Source organism: Subtercola boreus, from assembly GCF_006716115.1.
Lineage (GTDB): Bacteria > Actinomycetota > Actinomycetes > Actinomycetales > Microbacteriaceae > Subtercola > Subtercola boreus.
The window spans coordinates 2,254,163-2,274,479 of record NZ_VFOO01000001.1; the positions used below are offsets into that span (position 1 = coordinate 2,254,163).

18 protein-coding genes are annotated in these 20,317 nt (G+C 69.0%); 4 read left to right on the forward strand and 14 right to left on the reverse strand.

The genetic code is table 11. The features are described 5' to 3' along the window. Window positions 1–28 precede the first annotated feature (28 nt). Complete coding sequence (locus FB464_RS20235) at window positions 29–1,666, forward strand: MFS transporter (RefSeq protein WP_116413903.1); 1,638 nt, start codon at window positions 29–31, stop codon at window positions 1,664–1,666. 282 nt (window positions 1,667–1,948) lie between these two features. On the opposite strand, the gene FB464_RS10525 is transcribed toward FB464_RS20235, so the two are convergent. The 4 genes from FB464_RS10525 to FB464_RS10545 form a co-directional block, all read right to left on the reverse strand. Further along, window positions 1,949–2,707: a fumarylacetoacetate hydrolase family protein gene (locus FB464_RS10525; protein WP_116413902.1), complete on the reverse strand. Its 759-nt coding sequence runs from the start codon at window positions 2,705–2,707 to the stop codon at window positions 1,949–1,951. Between the two features lie 117 nt (window positions 2,708–2,824). Continuing rightward, on the reverse strand, window positions 2,825–3,931 hold the full coding sequence (locus FB464_RS10530; RefSeq protein WP_116413901.1) for a branched-chain amino acid aminotransferase: 1,107 nt from the start codon (window positions 3,929–3,931) through the stop codon (window positions 2,825–2,827). Next, window positions 3,928–5,016 (reverse strand): 3-isopropylmalate dehydrogenase, encoded by a 1,089-nt coding sequence (locus FB464_RS10535; RefSeq protein ID WP_116413900.1) that lies wholly within the window; start codon window positions 5,014–5,016, stop codon window positions 3,928–3,930. The genes FB464_RS10530 and FB464_RS10535 overlap by 4 nt, the downstream gene beginning before the upstream one ends. A 217-nt stretch (window positions 5,017–5,233) precedes the next feature. Further along, a complete protein-coding gene (locus tag FB464_RS10545; protein WP_116413899.1) occupies window positions 5,234–6,799 on the reverse strand; it encodes an MFS transporter in 1,566 nt (521 codons plus the stop codon). A gap of 110 nt (window positions 6,800–6,909) precedes the next feature. Between FB464_RS10545 and FB464_RS10550 the strand changes: the two genes are divergently transcribed. Further along, window positions 6,910–7,464, forward strand: a complete 555-nt coding sequence (locus tag FB464_RS10550) for a TetR/AcrR family transcriptional regulator (RefSeq protein ID WP_116413898.1) — start codon at window positions 6,910–6,912, stop codon at window positions 7,462–7,464. A 169-nt stretch (window positions 7,465–7,633) separates the two neighbouring features. Here FB464_RS10550 and serA read toward each other — a convergent pair whose 3' ends face one another. Further along, window positions 7,634–9,223 (reverse strand): phosphoglycerate dehydrogenase, encoded by a 1,590-nt coding sequence (gene serA, locus FB464_RS10555; RefSeq protein WP_116413897.1) that lies wholly within the window; start codon window positions 9,221–9,223, stop codon window positions 7,634–7,636. An 83-nt stretch (window positions 9,224–9,306) separates the two neighbouring features. Between serA and FB464_RS10560 the strand changes: the two genes are divergently transcribed. Next, complete coding sequence (locus FB464_RS10560; RefSeq protein ID WP_116413896.1) at window positions 9,307–9,705, forward strand: DoxX family protein; 399 nt, start codon at window positions 9,307–9,309, stop codon at window positions 9,703–9,705. Between the two features lie 89 nt (window positions 9,706–9,794). On the opposite strand, the gene FB464_RS10565 is transcribed toward FB464_RS10560, so the two are convergent. Further along, window positions 9,795–10,223, reverse strand: coding sequence for a hypothetical protein (locus tag FB464_RS10565; RefSeq protein ID WP_116413895.1), 429 nt, complete (start codon window positions 10,221–10,223; stop codon window positions 9,795–9,797). A 2-nt stretch (window positions 10,224–10,225) separates the two neighbouring features. After that, entirely contained in the window at window positions 10,226–10,936 is a 711-nt protein-coding gene (locus FB464_RS10570; protein ID WP_116413894.1) for a hypothetical protein, read from the reverse strand. Window positions 10,937–11,055: 119 nt separating this feature from the next. On the opposite strand from FB464_RS10570, the gene FB464_RS10575 reads away from it, so the two are divergent. Then, window positions 11,056–11,433 (forward strand): hypothetical protein, encoded by a 378-nt coding sequence (locus tag FB464_RS10575; protein ID WP_142206666.1) that lies wholly within the window; start codon window positions 11,056–11,058, stop codon window positions 11,431–11,433. 197 nt (window positions 11,434–11,630) lie between these two features. Here the strand turns inward: FB464_RS10575 and ilvC are convergent, their stop codons facing one another. The 7 genes from ilvC to FB464_RS10610 form a co-directional block, all read right to left on the reverse strand. Next, entirely contained in the window at window positions 11,631–12,656 is a 1,026-nt protein-coding gene (ilvC, locus tag FB464_RS10580; protein ID WP_116413892.1) for a ketol-acid reductoisomerase, read from the reverse strand. A gap of 55 nt (window positions 12,657–12,711) precedes the next feature. After that, entirely contained in the window at window positions 12,712–13,218 is a 507-nt protein-coding gene (ilvN, locus tag FB464_RS10585; RefSeq protein WP_116413891.1) for an acetolactate synthase small subunit, read from the reverse strand. Window positions 13,219–13,222: 4 nt separating this feature from the next. Next, window positions 13,223–15,058, reverse strand: a complete 1,836-nt coding sequence (locus FB464_RS10590; protein ID WP_116413890.1) for an acetolactate synthase large subunit — start codon at window positions 15,056–15,058, stop codon at window positions 13,223–13,225. 70 nt (window positions 15,059–15,128) lie between these two features. Next, entirely contained in the window at window positions 15,129–16,823 is a 1,695-nt protein-coding gene (gene ilvD / locus FB464_RS10595; RefSeq protein WP_116413889.1) for a dihydroxy-acid dehydratase, read from the reverse strand. 45 nt (window positions 16,824–16,868) lie between these two features. After that, complete coding sequence (locus tag FB464_RS10600; RefSeq protein WP_116413888.1) at window positions 16,869–17,864, reverse strand: MauE/DoxX family redox-associated membrane protein; 996 nt, start codon at window positions 17,862–17,864, stop codon at window positions 16,869–16,871. 37 nt (window positions 17,865–17,901) lie between these two features. Continuing rightward, window positions 17,902–18,696: a trehalose-phosphatase gene (gene otsB, locus FB464_RS10605; RefSeq protein WP_116413887.1), complete on the reverse strand. Its 795-nt coding sequence runs from the start codon at window positions 18,694–18,696 to the stop codon at window positions 17,902–17,904. Further along, window positions 18,693–20,267, reverse strand: a complete 1,575-nt coding sequence (locus FB464_RS10610; protein WP_116413886.1) for an alpha,alpha-trehalose-phosphate synthase (UDP-forming) — start codon at window positions 20,265–20,267, stop codon at window positions 18,693–18,695. Before FB464_RS10610 ends, otsB begins: the two co-directional genes overlap by 4 nt. Window positions 20,268–20,317 lie beyond the last annotated feature (50 nt).

Genomic DNA, 20,317 nt, shown 5'->3' on the forward strand with positions numbered 1-20,317 from the left:
GTAGCGACCCGGACCGAGGAGGTGTGACATGGGTGCCCTGACCCAGGCGCGGGCCCTCCGCCCCTTCCGGGTTCCGCAGTACCGGCTGCTCGTGGCGGCCCTCACGTTCTCGCTCTTCGGCTCGGGCATGTGGCTCGTCGCGGTCGTCTGGCAGGTCATCGCGCTCGGCGGCGGGCCGACCGACCTGTCCCTGGTGGCAGCCGGGGCGAGCGTGGGGCTGGTCGCAGCGGTGCTCGTCGGCGGAGTTGCAGCCGATCGCGTGCCGCAGCGCGCCATCCTGATCTCGACCGAGTCCGTCAAGACGGCCACCGTCGCCGTCGTCGCCGCGCTCGCCCTCAGCGGGACCCTGTCCCTCTGGCACCTGGTCGTCGCCTCGACGCTGCTCGGGGTGGTCGACGGCTTCTTCTACCCGGCGTACTCGGCCCTGTTGCCGTCAGTGCTGCCACCGGATGACCTGCTCGCCGCGAACGGAGTCGAGGGCATGCTGCGGCCGGCCCTGATGTCCGCAGCGGGTCCAGCCGTGGCGAGCGCGGCCATCGCGGCCCTCTCCCCCGGGCTGGCGTTCGCGCTCGTGGCGGTGTCGCAGGCGGTCGGGGTGGGGGTGCTCGTCGCGATGCGCCGGGCGAACGCGGTGGGGGTGGCGTCGTCGGCGTCGGCGGGTACCGTGGCAGTCCCGGCAGGGGCGAGGGCGTCGGCGTCGCCGTCGTCGGGTGCCGTGGCGGCCCCGGGTGGGGCCAGGGAGGCGGCGGGTACCGTGGCGGTCCCGGGTCGGGCTGGGGCGTCGGTGGAAGCCGGAGTAGCCCAGGCTACGGCGGGTGGCACGGAGGTCGCCGGCACGACGGAAGACGTCTGCGCGGCGGGGCTCGCCAGCACGGCGGTCAGCGCCGGCTCGGATGCAGGCGCCGGCACGGGGGCCAGCACGGCAGGAGTCACCGGTGCGGCGGACGGCAAGGGCGAGCGGTCCGCGCATCCACTCCGCGGAGCGTTCGGTGACCTCGTCGGCGGGTTCCGCTACATGGTGACCACCCCGTGGCTGCTGGCCACGCTGCTGTTCGCGAGCCTGCTCGTGCTCGTCGTCATGGGGCCCATCGAGGTTCTGTTGCCCTTCGCCGTACGCGACCAGACGGGCGGCGGAGCGGGCTCGTTCGCGCTGGTGCTCACCGCGTACGGGGTGGGCGGCATCCTCGGCTCCCTCACCGTCGCCTCGCTGCGGCTCCCCCGCCGCTACCTGACGATCATGACGTTGCTCTGGGGTGCAGGCGTCATCCCGCTCGCTGTCGTCGGCTTCTCCAGCGAGCTGTGGATGATGATCGTGGCCCTGTTCGTCGTCGGCTTCACCTTCTCGGCCGCCACCGTGATCTGGGGCACCCTCCTGCAACGCCGGGTGCCGAGCCACATGCTCGGCCGGGTCTCGAGCCTCGACTTCTTCGTGTCGCTGCTCTTCATGCCGATCTCGATGGCATTCGCAGGTCCCATCGGGGAAGCCGTCGGCCTGCAGCCTGCCTTCCTCGTGGCGGGACTCGCCCCGGTGTTCCTCGCCGTCATCGCGATCGTGGCGGCGCGGATGCCACGCGACGAGGTCGCGCACCCCCTCGACGACTACGCGGGCGGCGAACTCACCCCGCCCGCGGCCACGGCCACGCCCGCTCCCGCCCTCGACCGCTAGTCGAGCGCCGCTCCCACCCCGCCCCCTCGCGGCCCTCGCGCCATCCGACCCGGATTGTCGCTTCCGCGCCTGCCTCGCGCCCCGTGCGTCTCTCGCCATCCGCCGCACCGCAGCGGCGCTCCCCCGCCACCCCTACCGCGCTATCCGCCGCGGATTGTCGCTTCCGCGCATGCGCGCGCAGGCGCGAAAGCGACAAAGGGGCACGGGAACCACCTTCGCGGCGATGCCTACGGCACGCGAGCCGCGGCCGCGCTGGCGGAACCCGGCGCGGCCCGCGCCCGCTCAGCGAGCGCGGTTGGAGAGCGTGCCGAGGCCCGCGATAGAGATGTCGACCGTCTGGCCGGAGCTGAACGGCGAGACGCCCGCGGGCGTTCCCGTCAGGATCACGTCGCCGGGCAGCAGGGTGAACGCCCGCGAAGCGTAGGCGACGATCTCGGGAATCGTGAAGATCATCTCCGAGAGATTGCCCTCCTGCCGGAGCTCCCCGTCGACCCGGGCCTCGATGAGGGCATCGCGCCAGTCGAACTCGGTCTCGATGTACGGTCCGAGCGGGCAGAACGTGTCGAACCCCTTTGCCCTGGCCCACTGCCCGTCGAGCTTCTGCAGGTCACGCGCCGTCACGTCGTTCGCGATCGTGTAGCCGAAGATCACGTCGGCGTAGTCTTCCGCCCGCACGTTCTTCGCCACGCTGCCGATCACGATCGCCAGCTCCGCCTCGTGCTCCACCTGCCGGCTGTCGGGTGGCAGAACGATCGCGTCTCCCGTTCCGATCACCGACGTGTTCGGCTTGAGGAACAGCAGCGGCCGCTCGGGCACCACCCCACCCATCTCCGCAGCATGGTCGGCATAATTCTTGCCGACCGCCACCACTTTGGAACGCGGGATGACCGGGGCCAGCAGTTTCACCGAGGCGAGCCCAACGCGCTCCTCGGTCGTGACGAACCCCTGGAACATCGGGTCGCCCTGCAGCACCACGATCTCGTCACCGTCGATGATGCCGTACTGGGGATCTTCGCCTGAGCTGAATCGCGCTATCTTCACGCATCAACCCTACTCGCGCGACATCCACCGCCCATCGAGTGGGCGCTTTGGGCCCCATCCGACCGGATTTGGGGCCCAAACTGCCCACTCGATGGAGGTGGGCCGGCGGGGCGGGGGTCAGGCGTCGAGGCGGGTCAGCCAGTTGTGCGTGTCGGGGATGCGGCCGTACTGGATGTCGGTCAGCTCCTGCCGGAGCGACATCGTGAGCTCACCGGCGGGGGCGTCCGCCGAACCGAGCGCAAAGTCGTCGGCGAGCAGCTGGGCGACGGGCGTGATGACCGCCGCGGTGCCGCAGGCGAACACTTCGACGATGTCACCGGATGCCGAACCGGCCTTCCACTCCTCGATCTCCACCTTGCGGATCTCCACGTTGTGTCCGCGGTCGCGCGCCAGCGTCATGATGCTGTCGCGCGTGATGCCCGAGAGGATGCTGTCGGATTCGGGGGTGACCAGCGTGCCGTCCTTGTAGACGAGGAAGAGGTTCATGCCGCCGAGCTCTTCGAGATACTTGCCCTCCTGCGAGTCGAGGAAAAGCACCTGCGCGCAGCCCTTCTCGTAGGCGAGCTCCTGCGGCAGGAGCGATGAGGCGTAGTTGCCGCCCGTCTTGGCGGCGCCCATCCCGCCCCGGCCGGCGCGGTTGTAGTCGGTCGAGAGCCAGATGTTGACAGGCGACACACCATTGGAGAAGTAGGCGCCGGCGGGCGAAGCGATGAGGTAGTAGCCGACCTTCTGCGCCGAGCGCACACCGAGGAAGCTCTCGGTGGCGAACATGAAGGGCCGGAGGTAGAGGCTCGTCTCGGGCGCGTCGGGCACCCAGGAACCGTCGACCGCGACGAGCTGCCGGAGCGATTCGATGAAGTCCTCGGTCGACAGTTCGGGCAGCGCGAGCCGCTGGGCCGAGCGCTGCAGGCGGGCCGCATTCGCCTCGGGGCGGAAGGTGTGGATCGACCCGTCGGCGTGCCTATACGCCTTCAGCCCCTCGAAGATCTCCTGTGCGTAGTGCAGCACGGAGGCCGCGGGGTCGAGCGAGATAGGTCCGTACGGCAGCACCTGGGCGTCGTGCCAGCCGCCGTCGAGCGTCCACTCGACGGAGACCATGTGGTCGGTGAAGTGCTTGCCGAAACCGGGGTCGGCGAGGATCGCCTCGCGCTCGGCCTCGGCACGGGCATCCGTCGACGGGGTGAGCGAGAACGAGAGCGGGAAGGATGTGGCGGTGCTGGTCATGATGGTGTCTCCTCGGAAACGAGCTCGGAGCTGAGCAGAGTGACGATGGCGTCGCCGACCTCGGCGGTTGTGCGGCTGCCGGAGGCGGCGGTTCGGCCGGCGAGGTCGCCGGTGACGGCGGTGCGGATCCTCGTCGCCGCCTCAGGCAGACCCTGCTGGTCGAGGAGGAGGGCGACGGAGAGGATCGCGGCTGTCGGGTCGGCGATCTGCTGGCCTGCGATGTCGGGAGCGGAACCGTGAACCGGCTCGAACATGCTGGGGAAGGCGCCCGTCGGGTTGATGTTTCCCGAGGAGGCCAAGCCGATGCCACCGCTGATTGCGCCGGCCAGATCGGTCAGGATGTCGCCGAAGAGGTTGTCCGTGACGATGATGTCAAACTTAGCAGGGTTCGTCACGAAGAAGATCGTCGCGGCATCCACGTGCAGGTAGTCGACGGCCACGTCGGGGTACTCGGTGGCCACGGCGTTGACCGTGCGCATCCAGAGGTTGCCACTGAAGACGAGCACGTTGTTCTTGTGCACCAGCGTGAGCTTCTTGCGCGGCCTGCTGTTCGCCAGGTCGAAGGCGAATCTCACGACGCGTTCGACACCGAAGGCGGTGTTGACCGATACTTCGTTCGCGATCTCATGCGGGGTGCCGACACGGATCGCGCCGCCGTTGCCGACGTACGGGCCCTCTGTACCCTCACGCACGACGACGAAGTCGACCTCCCCGGGGTTCGCGAGCGGACTCGTGACACCGGGGAAGATCGTGGTCGGCCGCAGGTTGACGTAGTGGTCGAGAGCGAAACGCAGTTTCAACAGCAGCCCGCGCTCGATGTTCGCGTCTTTCAGGCGCGGGTCGCCGGGCACCCCGCCGACGGCTCCGAGCAGGATCGCGTCGTGCGAGGCGATCGACGCGAGGTCGTCGTCGGTCAGCACGTCACCGGTGGCGAGGAATCGCGCCGCGCCGAGCTCGAACGGCGTCTTCTCGAACGTCACGTCGGCGCCCGGAGCGACCGCGTCGAGCACCTTCAGCGCCTCGGCGACGACCTCGGGGCCGATCCCGTCCCCGGGAATGACGGCAAGACGAATGACGCGAGACATGGCGGCTCCAGCACTGGATCGGGATTGTTCCCTCCACAGTACAACCCGCCGCTCACGGCTGGCGCGCCGCCAGATCGAGTGGGCAGAAGGGGCCCGAAAGCAGGGTCTTTTGGGGCCCGAACTGCCCACTCGATCACGTGGCGAGGAGCCGGGGGGCGGGGGGTGGGGAGCCGGGGGGGGGCGCGGGGCGGGGCGGAGGGCGGGGAGCCGGCGGGGGCTAGCCGCGGGCCTTGCGGAGGGTGACGAGCGCGAGCACGGTGGCCGCCACCATCAGGGCCGCACCGATGCCACTGGTCACGACCACTCCGCTGTCGAAGGCCTCGCGGGCCGAGTGCAGCAGCGCCTGGCCGAGGCTGTACGGCAGATCCCCGGCCACGCTCACCGCGCCGCCGAGGGTCTCCGTCGAGGCCGAGGCCTGCGACTCGGAGAGTCCGACCGGCAGCACCAGGCTCGACCGGTAGAAGGCGGTGAGGATGCTCCCCAGCACGGCGGTGCCGAGCACCGCACCGAGCTCGTAGGCGGTCTCGGAGACAGCGGAGGCCGCCCCGGCCTTGTGCTCCGGAACCACGGAGATGATCAGGTCGTTCGAGATCGTCTCGGCCGCCCCGATCCCGATGGCGAGCACGACGAACGCGATCGTGAGGGTGGCCGCCGTTGCGCTCTGGCCGGTGAGCATCACGATGGTGTACGCGATCGCGGAGAGCACGAGGCCGCCCGCCACGACGATGTTCGGACGTACCCAGCGCACCAGCGGAACGACGGCGAGGCCCGCCACGACCATCACGATGAGGCCGGGGACGAGGGCGAGCGCAGCATCCATCGGCTGCATCGCCAGCACCAGCTGAAGGTGCTGCGAGACGAAGAACAGGAAGCCGACGAGCGCGATGACGCTGAGCAGATTCACCAGCACTGCACCGCTGAAGGCGCCCACCCGGAACAGCCGCATGTCGAGCATGGGGTTCGGCGAGGCCAGCTGGCGGCGCACGAACAGGATGCCCGCCAGCACGCTGAGCGCGAGCAGACCGAGATCGCTCCAGGCCGCACCCTCCGTCGCGACCGACTTGATGGCGAAGACCACAGGCACGAGCATCACCATGGAAAGGCCGATGCTGATGAAGTCGAGGCGGCCGGGGTTCGGATCCTTCGACTCGGGGATGAGGAACGGGCCGAGCACCAGCAGCGGGATCAGCACGGGCACGGCGATGAGGAACACGCTGCCCCACCAGAAGTGCTGCAGCAGCACCCCGCCGACGATCGGGCCGAGAGCCGCACCCGCGGCGAAGCCGGCCGACCAGATGGCGATCGCCAGGCGGCGCTGGCGGCGGTCCGCGAAGATACTGCGGAGAAGCGACAGGGTCGACGGCATCAGCATCGCACCGAAGAACGCGAGGGCGCCGCGGCAGGCGATGAGAGCCTCCGCGGTCGGTGCGAACGCCGCGACGATGGAGAGCAGGCCGAAGCCGGTGGCACCGATCATGAGCAGCTTGCGACGGCCGACACGGTCACCGAGGTTGCCCATCGCGACCAGGAGGCCGGCGAGCACGAGCGGGTAGGTGTCGATGATCCAGAGCTGGGCGGTGGCCGTCGGCTGCAGGGTCTCGGAGATAATCGGCAGGGCGAAGCTCAGCACGGTGTTGTCGACGGAGATGAGCAGCACCGGCAGCATGAGCACGGCGAGGGCGAGCCAGCCGCGGGGCCCGACGCGCAGGTCGGTGGGTTCGGCTGCGCCGAGGACCTTGCCGGAGTGGCTGGGAAGGGTGATGGGGCGGGTGTAGCTGGTCATGATTCGTTTCTGGCTGAAGGCTGTGCCCGGGCATCCAGAGTCGGAGCGTTCGGGTTGTGCTCTCAGTATACCGTCCAGCCGGTACAGTGGCAAGCCGATACGATAGGGCTATGACTTCAGTGCCAGCCCGTGACCGGGTGCTCGATGCGTTCGAGAGCATCCTGATCTCGCAGGGCGAACGGGCGGCGACGCTCGAGGCGACAGCGACAGAGGCCGGGGTGAGCAAGGGCGGGCTGCTCTACCACTTCGGATCGAAGGATGCGCTGGTCGAGGGGCTGCTGGCACGGCTGGTGGAGCTCGTCGATGTCGACGTCGAGCGCATCCGCACGGCGGAGACCGGGCCGATCGACTACTTCCTCCGGAGCTCACTGAACCTCGAAAGCGACCTCGACCGCGCGATCATCGCCACGACACGCCTGGCACAGGGGTCGCACCCGCAGGCCCGCGACGCGCTCAAGGCGATGCAGGTGGCCTGGTTCGACGTGATCGTCGAGGTGGTGGGCGACAGGGCCCTCGCCCGCACCATCATGCTGATCGGTGACGGGCTGTACTACAACTCGGCGCTGCTGCCCGGCGGGCTCGGCGAGCTCGATCCGAAGAGCGACGACATGGACGAGGTCATCGCTCTCGTCAACACCCTCGTGGCGGCCCGCGCCCGCGCCTGACCCCTCACCCGCCCGGCTCCCGCCGAGGCGGCAACGAGTGGGCAGTTTGGGCCCCAAATCCGCGGACATAGGGCCCAAACTGCCCACTCGTTGGGTCGCTGGCGCGCCGGGGCTCGCCGGGGCCCCAGTCGTCGGGTCGCTGGCTCGCCAGGGCCCGCCGGGGCCGGGGTCAGTCGGTGATGTCGATCTCGGTCAGCACGTCGGCCGCGATGGCGGCGCGCACGCGCTCGATGAGCTCCTCGGGGGCCGGCGAGTCGATCGTCAGCACGCTGAGGGCCTTGCCGCCCGCGGCCGTGCGGGCGATCTGCATGCCGGCGATGTTGATGGATGCGTCGCCGAACTCCTTGCCGTAGACCGCGACGATGCCGGGGCGGTCGTCGTAGATCATCACGAGGAGGTGCTCCGCGAACGGAACCTCGACGTCGTACCCGTTGATCTCGACGATCTTCTCGATCTGCTTGGTGCCGGTGAGCGTGCCCGAGACCGAGATCTGCGATCCGTCGCTCAGGGCGCCTGTGAGCGAGATGACGTTGCGGTACTCCTCGGAGACCGCATCGGTGATCAGCCGCACGGTCACCCCGCGCTGCTCGGCGAGCAACGGCGCGTTCACGTACGACACGGTCTCGCTGACCACGTTGGTGAAGATGCCCTTGAGTGCGGCGAGCTTCAGCACGCTCACGTCGAAGGCGGCGATCTCGCCACGGATGACGACGTCCACCGAGGTGAGCGGGCTGCCCGCGAGCCCCGCGAACACCTGGCCGAGCTTCTCGACGAGTGCGATGCCCGGTCGCACCGAAGGGTCGATCACTCCGCCGGCGACGTTCACGGCATCCGGAACCAGCTCACCCGAGAGCGCGAGACGCACGGACTTGGCGACAGAGACGCCCGCCTTCTCCTGCGCCTCGTCGGTCGACGCGCCGAGGTGAGGCGTGACGACGACGTTCTCGAGGCCGAGCAGCTTGTGGTCGGTGGGCGGCTCGCTGACGAACACGTCGAGACCGGCACCCGCGATCACACCGGAGGTCAGCGCGCGGAACAGCGCGTCTTCGTCGATGAGCCCGCCGCGCGCGACGTTCACGATGTAGGCGGTCGGCTTCATCAGGGCGAGCTGCTCGTCGGAGATCATCCCGGTGGTCTCGGGCGTCTTCGGCATGTGGATCGTGATGAAGTCGCTCTGGGCGAGCAGTTCATCCAGAGTCAGCAGGGTCACGCCGAGCTGCTGCGCTCGGGCCGACGTGATGTAGGGGTCGTAGGCGACCACATTCGTGCCGAACGCCTGCATGCGGGCCGTGATGAGCGCGCCGATGCGCCCGAGGCCGATGATGCCGACCGTCTTCTCGTAGACCTCGGTGCCGGTGTACTTCGACCGCTTCCACTGCCCCTGGGCGAGCGCACTGTGCGCCGCGGGAATGTGGCGGGCGAGGCTCAGGATGTGGCCGACCGTCAGTTCGGCGGCCGAGATGATGTTCGACGTGGGGGCGTTGACGACCATCACACCGGCACTGGTCGCGGCCTTGATGTCGACGTTGTCGAGGCCGACGCCCGCGCGGGCGATGACCTTCAGTTTCGGCGCGGCCGCGATGGCCTCCTGGTCGACCTTGGTCGCCGAGCGCACGAGGATCGCGTCTGCCGTGGCGAGCGCCGACAGCAGGGCCGGGCGGTCGGTGCCGTCGACGTTGACCACGTCGAAGTCAGGGCCGAGGGCCTCGACGGTGGCAGGGGAAAGTTCTTCTGCGATCAGCACGACCGGTTTTGACACGAAGGGATTCCTTACGATGAAGCGCCGGCGGCGGGCTCGCGGGCGACGTAGCCCCTCAACTTTAGTGCCTGCAGAATGGGAGCATGGAATCAGGGACTCAGAGCGTCATACACCTCGTCGTGACGATCGCACTGGCGGCCGTGTTCCTGCTGATGGGGGTGAACCATTTCGTTCCGTCGTCGGTGCGCACGATGGCCGCGATGATCCCGCCGGCGCTGCGGAGGCCGGGCATCCTGAACCCCCGGAACCTCGTGTACCTGACCGGGCTCTGCGAGGTGGCCGGGGGCATCGGGCTGCTGGTGCCCGCGCTGCGGCTGCCGGCGGCGGTGGCGCTGGTCGTTTTCCTGGTGGCGGTGTTCCCGGCGAACGCGTACGCGGCGGGGCAGCGGGAACGGTTCGGGGCGCTGGCGATCCCGCTGGTGCCGCGGGCCATCGGGCAGGTGGTGCTGATCGCGCTGGTGCTGTTCGCCGGGCTGGGCTGACGGGCGGTGCTGTCGCGGGCGGGTTCCGGGTGCCCGGGGCCGGCGTTGCAGGCGGGTTCCGGATGCTCGGGGGCCGGCGTTCAGCGGGGTCAGATGACGAACGGCACGATGCTGCGGTAGAGGCTCTGCAGGTCGAGGGTGAACACCGCCACGACGGCGAAGCCGACGAGGAACACCAGCAACGCCGAGCCGGCCCGCAGCCGCCGGGTGCCCCAGAGGATGAGCGCATAGACGAGGATCGGCACGACGATCAGCCCGACGAGGGTGAAGACGGCGTTTCCGGGCATGGCGACGTCCACGCTGGCGAAGGACTGGCTGAGTCCGATCAGGTTCGACAGGCCCTGGAAGGCGTCGAGGGCGTAGAGGAACGCGAAGACGATGGCGACGATCCAGCCGGCGCGGCCGCGCACACGCTTGGCGGGCCGCTCGGCTCGCCCGGCCCGGGTCTGCTTGGCGGAACGCGCCGGCTTGGCGGGCCGCTCCGACTTCGCGGACGGAGGCAGTGCTTCGGAGGTCACGATCAGTATCCCGTCAGAAAGGGCCACGGCAGCAGAACGACGACGCCGATGAGGAGCCAGACCACCCGTACGGGCACCCGTCGTTTCGCGCCGACCAGCAGCGTCACGATGAACCAGAGCGCGGGCGCGGCGATCGCGAGCACGCCCTGGGCGTTCTGCACGATGCCGGCCAGCGAGGAGTCGGCCACCGGAGTGCGGATGAACGTCACCAACCAGCCCACGGTGTAGAGCAGGAAGATTCCGCCGAAGACACCGAACGCGATGAGCCCGGCGGAGCTGAGCGGCGCGGCTTCCTTCTCGGCGTCGGCGAGGTCGCGTTCGGCGGCCGCGTCTTCGGCGATGTCTGCCTCCTCCTCGACCGTCGGGGTGGCATTGGCGGTTGCGGAGGTTGCAGCGGCAGCCGTGCCGGTGGCGGTGGCCGTGGTGGTGGCGGCTGCCGAGGTGGCTGCGGCTGTTGCCGAGCTGGCCGACGGCGGTGTGGATGTCGCGGCGGTACCCGGTGCGACGGGGGTGGGTGCGACGGCGTCCGCGGGGGTCGCGGCCGGGGCCTGGGGCGGCAGAGGCAGCGCGGGTGCCGCGGAGCTGAACGCGTCGACGACCGGAACGTCTTCTTCGAGATCGTCCTCGTCGAGGGCGGCGGGGTGGGCGGCAGCGTACGTCGGGTCGTTCTCGTCGCCCCAGCTGAGGGCGTCGTCGTCGGGATCGCGTGCCATGGCTACAGAATACCGGCCCCGCCCCTCGCGGCCGGCCCGCGACACCGCGCCGCACCTGCCGCCGCGCACCCCGATGGACACCCGTGGCCGGGGCCGGTCCGGTTCAGTACGATGACGACATGAGCGCTGTGGACTACTTCATCACGGGCGACCACGACGCGTCCCGCCAGGTGCTGGCCGACGCGCTGCGGTCACAGGGGTTCGAGCTGGCGTCGTCGCCGCTCGGAGGCTGGGACGTGACGCGGGGCAACGCCACGACGACGGCCCTGCTCGGGGCGTTCGCCGGACGCGAGAAGCAGCGCCTCGAGTACCGCATGGAGTTCTTCGAGCAGGATGGCCAACTGATCGCGCGCCTCGGCCGGTCATCCGGAGCCGGGATGCTCGGCGGAGCCATCGGCGTGGCCCGCTCCGCCGACGTCTTCGCCGAACTCGACCAGGCCGTCGGCACGGCACTCACGAACGCCGGCACCCTCGCGAACGCGGTGCACCACCCCTGACCCGTGGATGCCCGGCCCCCCGCAGCGCCGCAGAAGACGCACTGGGCGGAGGTCGCCGCGCCCGGTCCGGAAACGACGGATGCCCCGCCACACAGAGTGGCGGGGCATCCGGAGCCGTTCAAACGGACGCACCTCAGCGAACACGACCCCCGCAGGGCCCGCGTCCCGCCTCAGCGACGTCCGTTCGCACCGAAGGGTCAGCGCGCAGCGCTGCCCTCGGTGTAGTCCGCGTCGGTCTGCTTCCAGGCGAAGAGCGCGCGGAGCTCGCGGCCGGTCTCCTCGATGGGGTGCTTCGCACCCTTCTCGCGGAGGGCGAGGAACTCGGGGGCTCCGGCGTCCTGGTCGGCGATGAAGCGGGCGGCGAACGCACCGGACTGGATGTCGGCGAGAACGGCCTTCATGTTCTCTTTCACGTCGGGCGTGATGACGCGCGGGCCGGAGACGTAGTCGCCGTATTCGGCGGTGTCGGAGATGCTCCAGCGCTGCTTGGCGATGCCACCCTCCCACATCAGGTCGACGATGAGCTTCAGCTCGTGCAGAACCTCGAAGTACGCGATCTGCGGCTGGTAGCCGGCCTCGATCAGGGTCTCAAAGCCGTACTGCACCAGCTGCGAGGTTCCGCCGCAGAGAACGGCCTGCTCACCGAACAGGTCGGTCTCGGTCTCCTCGGTGAACGTCGTCTTGATGCCGCCGGCGCGGAGGCCACCGATGGCGCGGGCGTACGACCAGGCGAGCGCCCAGGCGGAACCCGAGGCATCCTCTTCGACGGCGACGATGACGGGAACGCCACGCCCCGCCTCGAACTCGCGGCGCACGGTGTGGCCCGGGCCCTTGGGTGCGACGAGCAGGATGTCGGTGCCCTCCGGTGCCTGGATGTAGCCGAAGCGGATGTTGAAGCCGTGGCCGAAGACCAGCGCGGTGCCGGGCTTCAGGTTCGGGGCGATGTCGTTCTTGTAGATGCCGCGCTGGTGCTGGTCGGGTGCGAGGATCACGACGACGTCGGCCCACGAGGTGGCGTCGGCGACGGAGAGCACCTGGAAGCCGGCCTCTTCAGCCTTGGCCTTGGATGACGAGCCCTCCTTGAGGGCGACGACGACCTCGACACCGGAGTCGCGGAGGTTCAGCGCGTGGGCGTGGCCCTGCGAGCCATAACCGACGACGGCCACCTTCTTCGCCTGGATGAGCGACAGGTCGGCGTCTGCGTCGTAGAAGATTTCAGTCACGTGTTTCTAGCTCCTTGTTTGTTGACGGGTACAGCGAAAAGAAGGGGGGAAGGTGTCAATTTTTGTAGACGCGCTCGGTGATCGACTTGCTGCCACGGCCGATCGCGAGGAGGCCCGACTGGGCCATCTCCTTGATGCCGTACGGCTCGAGCACCCGGAGGAACGCGTTCGTCTTGCCGCTGTCGCCGGTGACCTCGATGACGAGGGCGTCGGTCGCGACATCCACGACCCGCGCACGGAACAGCGTGACGGCTTCGAGCACCTGCGACCGGGTGGAGTTGTCGACCTTGACCTTGATGAGCAGGTGTTCCCGCTGCACGGACTGGTTCGGGTCGAGTTCGACGATCTTGATCACATTGACGAGCTTGTTGAGCTGCTTGGTGACCTGCTCGAGCGGCAGTTCTTCGACGTCGACGACGACAGTGATGCGGGAGAGACCCTCGATCTCGCTCGCACCGACCGCCAGCGACTCGATGTTGAAGCCGCGGCGGGCGAACAGCCCGGCGACGCGGGTCAGCAACCCTGGCTTGTCTTCGACAAGCAGGGACAGGACGTGGCTCACGGGTCTACTCCTCTTCCCACTCGGGGGCGTGCTCGCGGGCGTACTGCACCGACGAGTTGCCGACTCCCTGGGGAACCATCGGCCAGACCATCGAGTCGCGGCTGACCACGAAGTCGATGACCACAGGCCGGTCGTTGGTCTCGATCGCCAGCTTGATCGCTGCGTCGACATCTTCTTTCTTCGTGACCCGGATGCCGAGGGCACCGTAGGCGTCGGCCAGCTTCACGAAGTCCGGGATCATGACGGTGCCGTCGCCCGTGTTCAGGTCGGTGAACGAGTGGCGGCCGTCGTAGAAGAGGGACTGCCACTGGCGCACCATGCCGAGCGAGGAGTTGTTGATGATCGCGACCTTGATCGGGATGTTGTTGATCGTGCAGGTCGCGAGTTCCTGGTTGGTCATCTGGAAGCAGCCGTCGCCGTCGATCGCCCAGACCGTGCGGTCGGGGTTCGCGACCTTGGCACCCATGGCCGCGGGCACGCCGTAGCCCATCGTGCCGGCACCGCCCGAGTTCAGCCAGGCGTTGGGGCGTTCGTATTTGATGAACTGAGCCGCCCACATCTGGTGCTGCCCGACGCCCGAGGCGAAGACACCCTCCGGCCCGGTGATCTGGCCGATGCGCTCGATGACGTACTGCGGTGCGAGCAGGCCGTCGTCGGGCTCGTCGTAGCCGAGCGGGTACTGCACCTTCAGGTCGTTGAGGCGTGCCCACCACTCGGAGATGTCCGGATCGCCGGCACCCACCTCGGCGGCGGTCGCAACGGCGTCGGCGTAGGCGGCCGTGAGGTCGATGATCACGTCGCGGGCGTCACCCACGATCGGCACGTCGGCGAGACGGATCTTGGAGATCTCCGCAGGGTCGATGTCGACGTGCACAACCTTGGCGCCCGGCGCGAACTCGCTCACCTTGCCGGTGACACGGTCGTCGAACCGCGCTCCGAGCGAGATCAGCAGGTCGCTCTCCTGGAGCGCCAGCACCGCGGGAACGGTGCCGTGCATGCCGGGCATCCCGAGCGCCTGCGGGTGCGAGTCGGGGAACGCCCCCCGCGCCATCAGCGTGGTGACGACCGGCGCACCGGTGAGTTCGGCGAGCTTCAGCAGTTCTGCCGATGCGGATGCCCGGATCACTCCGCCTCCGACGTAGAACACGGGGCGCTTCGCAACCGCCAGGAGCGCGGCGGCGGCCTGGATCTGCTTGCCGTGCGCCTTCAGCACGGGGCGGTATCCGGGCAGCTCGACCTTCGACGGCCAGACGAACGGCGCGGAGTTCTGCTGCGCGTCTTTTGTGATGTCGACGAGCACGGGGCCGGGGCGGCCGGTCGAGGCGATGAGGTAGGCCGCGGCGAGGGTCTCGGGGATGTCCTCCGCCCGGCGCACGAGGAAGGAGTGCTTCGTGATCGGCATCGTGATGCCGACGATGTCGACCTCCTGGAAGCCGTCGGTGCCGATCAGGTGCGAGAAGATCTGGCCGGTGATGAACAGGGTCGGAACCGAGTCCATGTAGGCGTCGGCGATCGCGGTCACGAGGTTCGTGGCGCCGGGGCCCGAGGTCGCGATGGCGACGCCGACCTTTCCGGTCGAGGAGGCGTACCCCTCGGCGGCGTGGCCGGCACCCTGCTCGTGGCGCACGAGGATGTGACGGATGGCGGTCGACGCCATCAGCTCGTCGTAGAACGGGATGATCGCCCCGCCCGGCAGTCCGAAGACGTCTTTCACCCCCAGCTTCTCGAGCGAGCGGAGGATGGCGCCCGAGCCGGTGAGGATCTCGGGGGCGGGTTGCGACGCCGGCGGCCTCGCAGGCGAGCGGAGGCTGGACGGCACGGGAAGTGATTCCGTGGACATAAGAGGGGATCCTTTGACGATGGTGACCGGCCCGTGCGCCGAGAGCTTCGGCTGGGCCGGACGGAGGTGCCTACCCGGTGATCGCGCCTTCTGCAGCAGAGTGCACGAGCTTCGAGTATTTGGCCAGGACGCCACGGGTATAGCGCGGGGGGAGCGGAGCCCAGCCGTCACGGCGGGCTGCGAGCTCAGCGGGTTCGACGAGTAGGTCGAGCGAGCGAGCTGCGATATCGACCCGAATCAGATCACCATCGCGCACGAAGGCGATCGGACCTGCGTCGACCGCTTCGGGTGCTATGTGGCCGATACACAGGCCGGTTGTGCCGCCTGAGAATCTGCCGTCTGTCAAGAGTAGTACATCTTTGCCGAGCCCGGCGCCCTTGATGGCCGCGGTGATCGCGAGCATCTCCCGCATGCCGGGCCCACCCTTCGGGCCTTCGTAGCGGATGACGACCACGTCGCCGTGCTGGATCTCACCGTTGGTGAGGGCATCCATCGCCGCGCGCTCCCGCTCGAAGACCTTCGCAGGGCCCTCGAACACCGAAGCGTCGAAGCCCGCCGTCTTCACGACGCCGCCCTCGGGTGCGAGCGTGCCCTTCAGCACGGTGAGGCCGCCGGTCGGGTGGATCGGATTGTCGAGCGTGCGGAGCACCTTGCCGTCGAGTGCGGGCGGGTCGATCTCCGCGAGGTTCTCGGCGAGGGTCTTGCCCGTGACCGTGAGCGCATCGCCGTGCAGCAGTCCGGCATCCAGCAGCGCCTTCATCAGCACCGGCAGGCCGCCGCGCCGGTCGAGGTCGTTCATCACGTACTGACCGAACGGCTTCATGTCGGCGAGGTGCGGGATGGTGTCGCCGATGCGGTTGAAGTCGTCGATCGTCAGGTCGACCTCGGCCTCGTAGGCGATCGCGAGCAGGTGCAGGATGACGTTGGTCGATCCGCCGAGGGCCATGGCGACGGCGATGGCGTTCTCGAACGCGTCTTTGGTGAGGATGTCGCGGGTGGTGATGCCGAGGCGCAGCATGTTCACGACGGCCTCACCCGAACGGTGAGCGAAGTAGTCGCGGCGGCGGTCGGCGCTGGCCGGGGAGGCCGAACCGGGCAGGCTCATGCCGAGCGCCTCGGCCACGGAGGCCATCGTGTTGGCGGTGTACATGCCGCCGCAGGCGCCCTCGCCCGGGGCGAAGGCGCACTCGATGCGCTTGGCGTCCTCGACGCTCATCGTGCCGGCCTTGACACCGCCGACCGCCTCGAACGAGTCGATGATCGTGATGTCCTTCTCGGTACCGTCGCTGAGCTTCACCCAGCCCGGCGCGATCGAGCCCGCGTAGAGGAACACGCTGGCCAGGTCGAGGCGGGCAGCGGCCATCAGCATGCCGGGCAGCGACTTGTCGCAGCCGGCCAGCAGCACGGAGCCGTCGAGGCGCTCGGCCTGCATGACGGTCTCGACGCTGTCGGCGATGACCTCGCGCGAGACGAGCGAGAAGTGCATGCCCTCATGGCCCATCGAGATGCCGTCGGAGACGGAGATGGTGCCGAACTGCAGGGGGTAGCCGCCACCCGAGTGCACACCCTCCTTCGAGGCCTGGGCCAGCCTGTCGAGGGACAGGTTGCAGGGGGTGATCTCGTTCCATGAGCTCGCAATGCCGATCTGCGGCTTGTCCCAGTCGGCGTCGCCCATGCCGACCGCACGGAGCATTCCGCGTGAGGTTGTGGCTTCGATTCCGTCGGTGACGACGCGCGAACGCGGCTTCATGTCTATTTCGGGCATGTTACGAGTTTAGAACCACAGAAGGGCACTTTCTTCGCCCACGGCCTAGCCGTTCTGCGCCAGGGCCTCACCGATGCCGTCGACCAGGGCTTCGATCTCGTCGGGCCCGAGCACAGGGCCCGCGGCGACCGTCAGATCGGTGCCGAGCAGCACCGCGGCGGGAAGCAGGTCGATGCCGAGCGCCCGGCGGAGGCCGCGTGCCCCGTAGAAGGCTTCGGCGGCAACCTCCGGGTGGGCGTCCCGGAGTTCCCGGGGCGTGGCCGAGGTCGCGATCCGCACCGCCACCGCGGGTTCGAGCGTGGCCGTCCACTCCGGGAGGCGGCCCAGCACGAGGCTGCAGGGGTGGCAGTCCGCCTGCACGAAGAGCAGCAGCAGGGCGCGGCCGTCGGACAGGTGCCGGATGCGCCGGACCTCCCCCTCAGGGGTGACGAGCTCTTCGTCGGAGGCGTCGAAGCCGGTGGCGTCGGGTCCCGTGGCGTCGTCGGCTCCGGATGCCCGGCGGGGCTGCCCGGCCGGGGAATGCCCGCGGAACCAGAGCAGCGCGAACGCCGCGGCCCCCGCCGTGAGGGTGACCAGCCAGGTGACCGACTGCCGGTCGAGCCCCCTGACCTCGGCGACGAAACCGTCGGTCCCGCTGACGCCGAGGGCGACGAGCACCGCTGCAGCGGTCAGCGCGAGGTTGCGGAGCACGGTCATCCAGCCGACCGGCTCCCGGCTCCGGGCGCCGAAACAGTTGCAGTGCACGTCGTCGGGTCGGAGCGCTGCGCGCCAGACGAGCACGGTGAGGGCGGCGAAGAACAGGGCGGCGACCCAGCCGGCGGCCAGTGCCCCCCAGCCCGGCAGGGCGAGCAGCGCCACTCCGAGAGCGATCTCGAGCCAGGGCTGCCAGGCGGCGAACCAGCCCAGCCGGCCTGCGAACGGCACCCGCAGGTCGACCATGCTGGCCGCAGTGTTCGTGCGATCACCGATCTTCAGAACACCACTCAGCAGCAGCACCCCGGCGAGCACCACCGGCAGAGCTGCGAGCGCACCGGGATCCATACCGCCAGTATCGCGGATCAGGAGGCAGGAACTGAGGTCAGGCCTTCGAACGGAGGTCCGCCAGCAGCGCCAGCACCCCGGCGACCTCGCGCGGATCCGCCACCCGGAACTCGGCGATGGTCTTGCCGGGGCCGCTCTTCAGCCCGACGTCGCGGGAGCCCAGCACGGCGAACGCATCCTCATCGGTCACGTCGTCGCCCGCGTACAACACTGCCGTTGCCTTCGCGTACTCCTTCAGGTGCAGGAGCGCCTCGCCCTTCGTGGCACTGCGCACGGAGAACTCGAGCACGTTCTTGCCCTCGCGCACCGTCAGCCCGGCGATCTCCGCGCGGGTCTCGCTGAGGGCCTGCAGGTGGGCGATCCGCGAATCCCGTTCCGTCGCGAGCCGGGTGTGCAGGGCGAACCCGGCCGGCTTCGGCTCGATCCAGACCTGGTCGAGCCCGGCCGCGACATCCTCCAGGAGTTCGCTCAGAACGTCGACCTGCTCGAGCTCCGCCGTGTCGAGGTTCACGGTCGCGTCAGGGGTGTCGAGCCGGAACTCGACGCCGTGCGAGCCGACCAGCAGCACGGAGTCCGGCAGGTTCGCGACGTGTTCGAGGCTGTCCATGGCGCGGCCCGAGATGAGGGCGACCCGCGTGCCGGGCAGGGCGAGGAGCTTCAGCACGGCGGCACGGGCCTCCGGCAGCGCGCGGGCGTGCTGGGGATCATCCACTTCGGGAGCGAGCGTGCCGTCGAAGTCGAGCGCGACGAGCAACTGTTCCGTGGCGGCGAGCTCTGTCAGCTTCGCGACCAGCGCCTGGGCTTCGTCGACCTCGTCGAGGATGTCGCTCACTGCTGCGGGTCACCGGCCTCGGTGTCGACCGGCGCGGCCTGCGCCTCCGGCTCGGCCTGCGCATCTGCCGCCTCCGACGCTTCATTCGCACTCTGGGCGTGCGTCAGGGCGGCCAGTTCGTCGAGGAACGACTTCGACCAGCGCGCGACGTCATATTCGATCACGCGCTTGCGGAGGGCCCGCATGCGGCGCGAACGCTCGCTCTGCGGCATCGCGATCGCCCGCACGATGGCTTCTTTCAGACCCTCGATGTCGTGCGGGTTGACGAGCAGCGCCTGTTTGAGTTCATCGGCAGCTCCCGCGAACTCGCTGAGCACCAGCACGCCATCGTTGTCGAAGCGGGAGGCGACGTACTCCTTGGCGACCAGGTTCATGCCGTCGCGGAGGGCCGTCACGAGCATGATGTCGGCCGCGAGGTAGAGAGCCGCCATCTCCTCGCGCGGGCGACCCTGGTGCAGGTAGCTGATCGCCGAGTGGCTGATGGTCGAGAAGTCGCCGTTGATGCGGCCGACCGTGAGCTCGATCTCGTCGCGGAGCTGCATGTACGTCTTGACGCGTTCGCGGCTCGGGCTCGCAACCTGGATCAGGCTGGCATGCCCGACGTCGATCTTGCCGTCTTCGAGCAGTTCGCCGTACGCCTTCAGCCGGTGGCCGATGCCCTTCGTGTAGTCCAGCCGGTCGACGCCGAGCATGACGACATCGGGGTCGCCGAGCTCGTGCCGGATCTCCGCGGCGCGGGCCTGGATGTCGGGCCGATGGGCGAGCTCGATGAAGCTCTCGGTGTCGATGGAGATCGGGAAGGCGCGGGCCGTCACGGTGCGCACCTGCTGTCCGCGGCGGGAGACCCGGGTGCGGTGCGGTCGGCCGTCGACCTCGGCGGCATCCTCGATCGGAACCTCGATGGTGGTGCCCTTGGTGGTGAACCCGAGGAGCCGGCGCACCGCGCGGCTGAAGTTGCCGGCATCCGCCACCCGCTGGAAGCCGATCACGTCAGCGCCGAGCAGGCCTTCGATGATCTGTGTGCGCCACGGCAGCTGCGAGAAGATGCCATATGCCGGAAACGGAATGTGGTTGAAGAAGCCGATGACGAGGTCTGGCCTGATCTCCCGGAGCATCTTCGGAACCAGCTGCAGCTGATAGTCCTGCACCCAGACCGTCGCACCCTGGGCTGCGTTCGCCGCCGCCGAGTCGGCGAAGCGCTGGTTCACCTCGAGGTACGAGTCCCACCAGTCCCGGTGGTACGTGGGAGGCGCGATCACGTCGTGGTAGAGCGGCCAGAGCGTGTCGTTCGAAAAACCCTCGTAGTAGAGCTCGACCTCCTCGGCGCTGAGCGCAACCGGAACGATCGAGATACCGTCGTGCTCGAATGGCTCGGAACGATCATCCGGAACCCCGGCCCAGCCGACCCAGGCGCCCTCGCTCGCCCGCATGATCGGTTCGAGTGCCGTCACGAGGCCACCCGGCGACCCGCGCCAGCTCTCGGAACCGTCGTCGGCGATCACCTTGTCGACCGGGAGTCTGTTGGAGACGACAACAAGGTCGTACTGGCCTGTACTCGGTTTCGAAGACATCACCCACCACGGTACCAGCAGAGCCTGATGCGCGGATGGGACAGATTCCA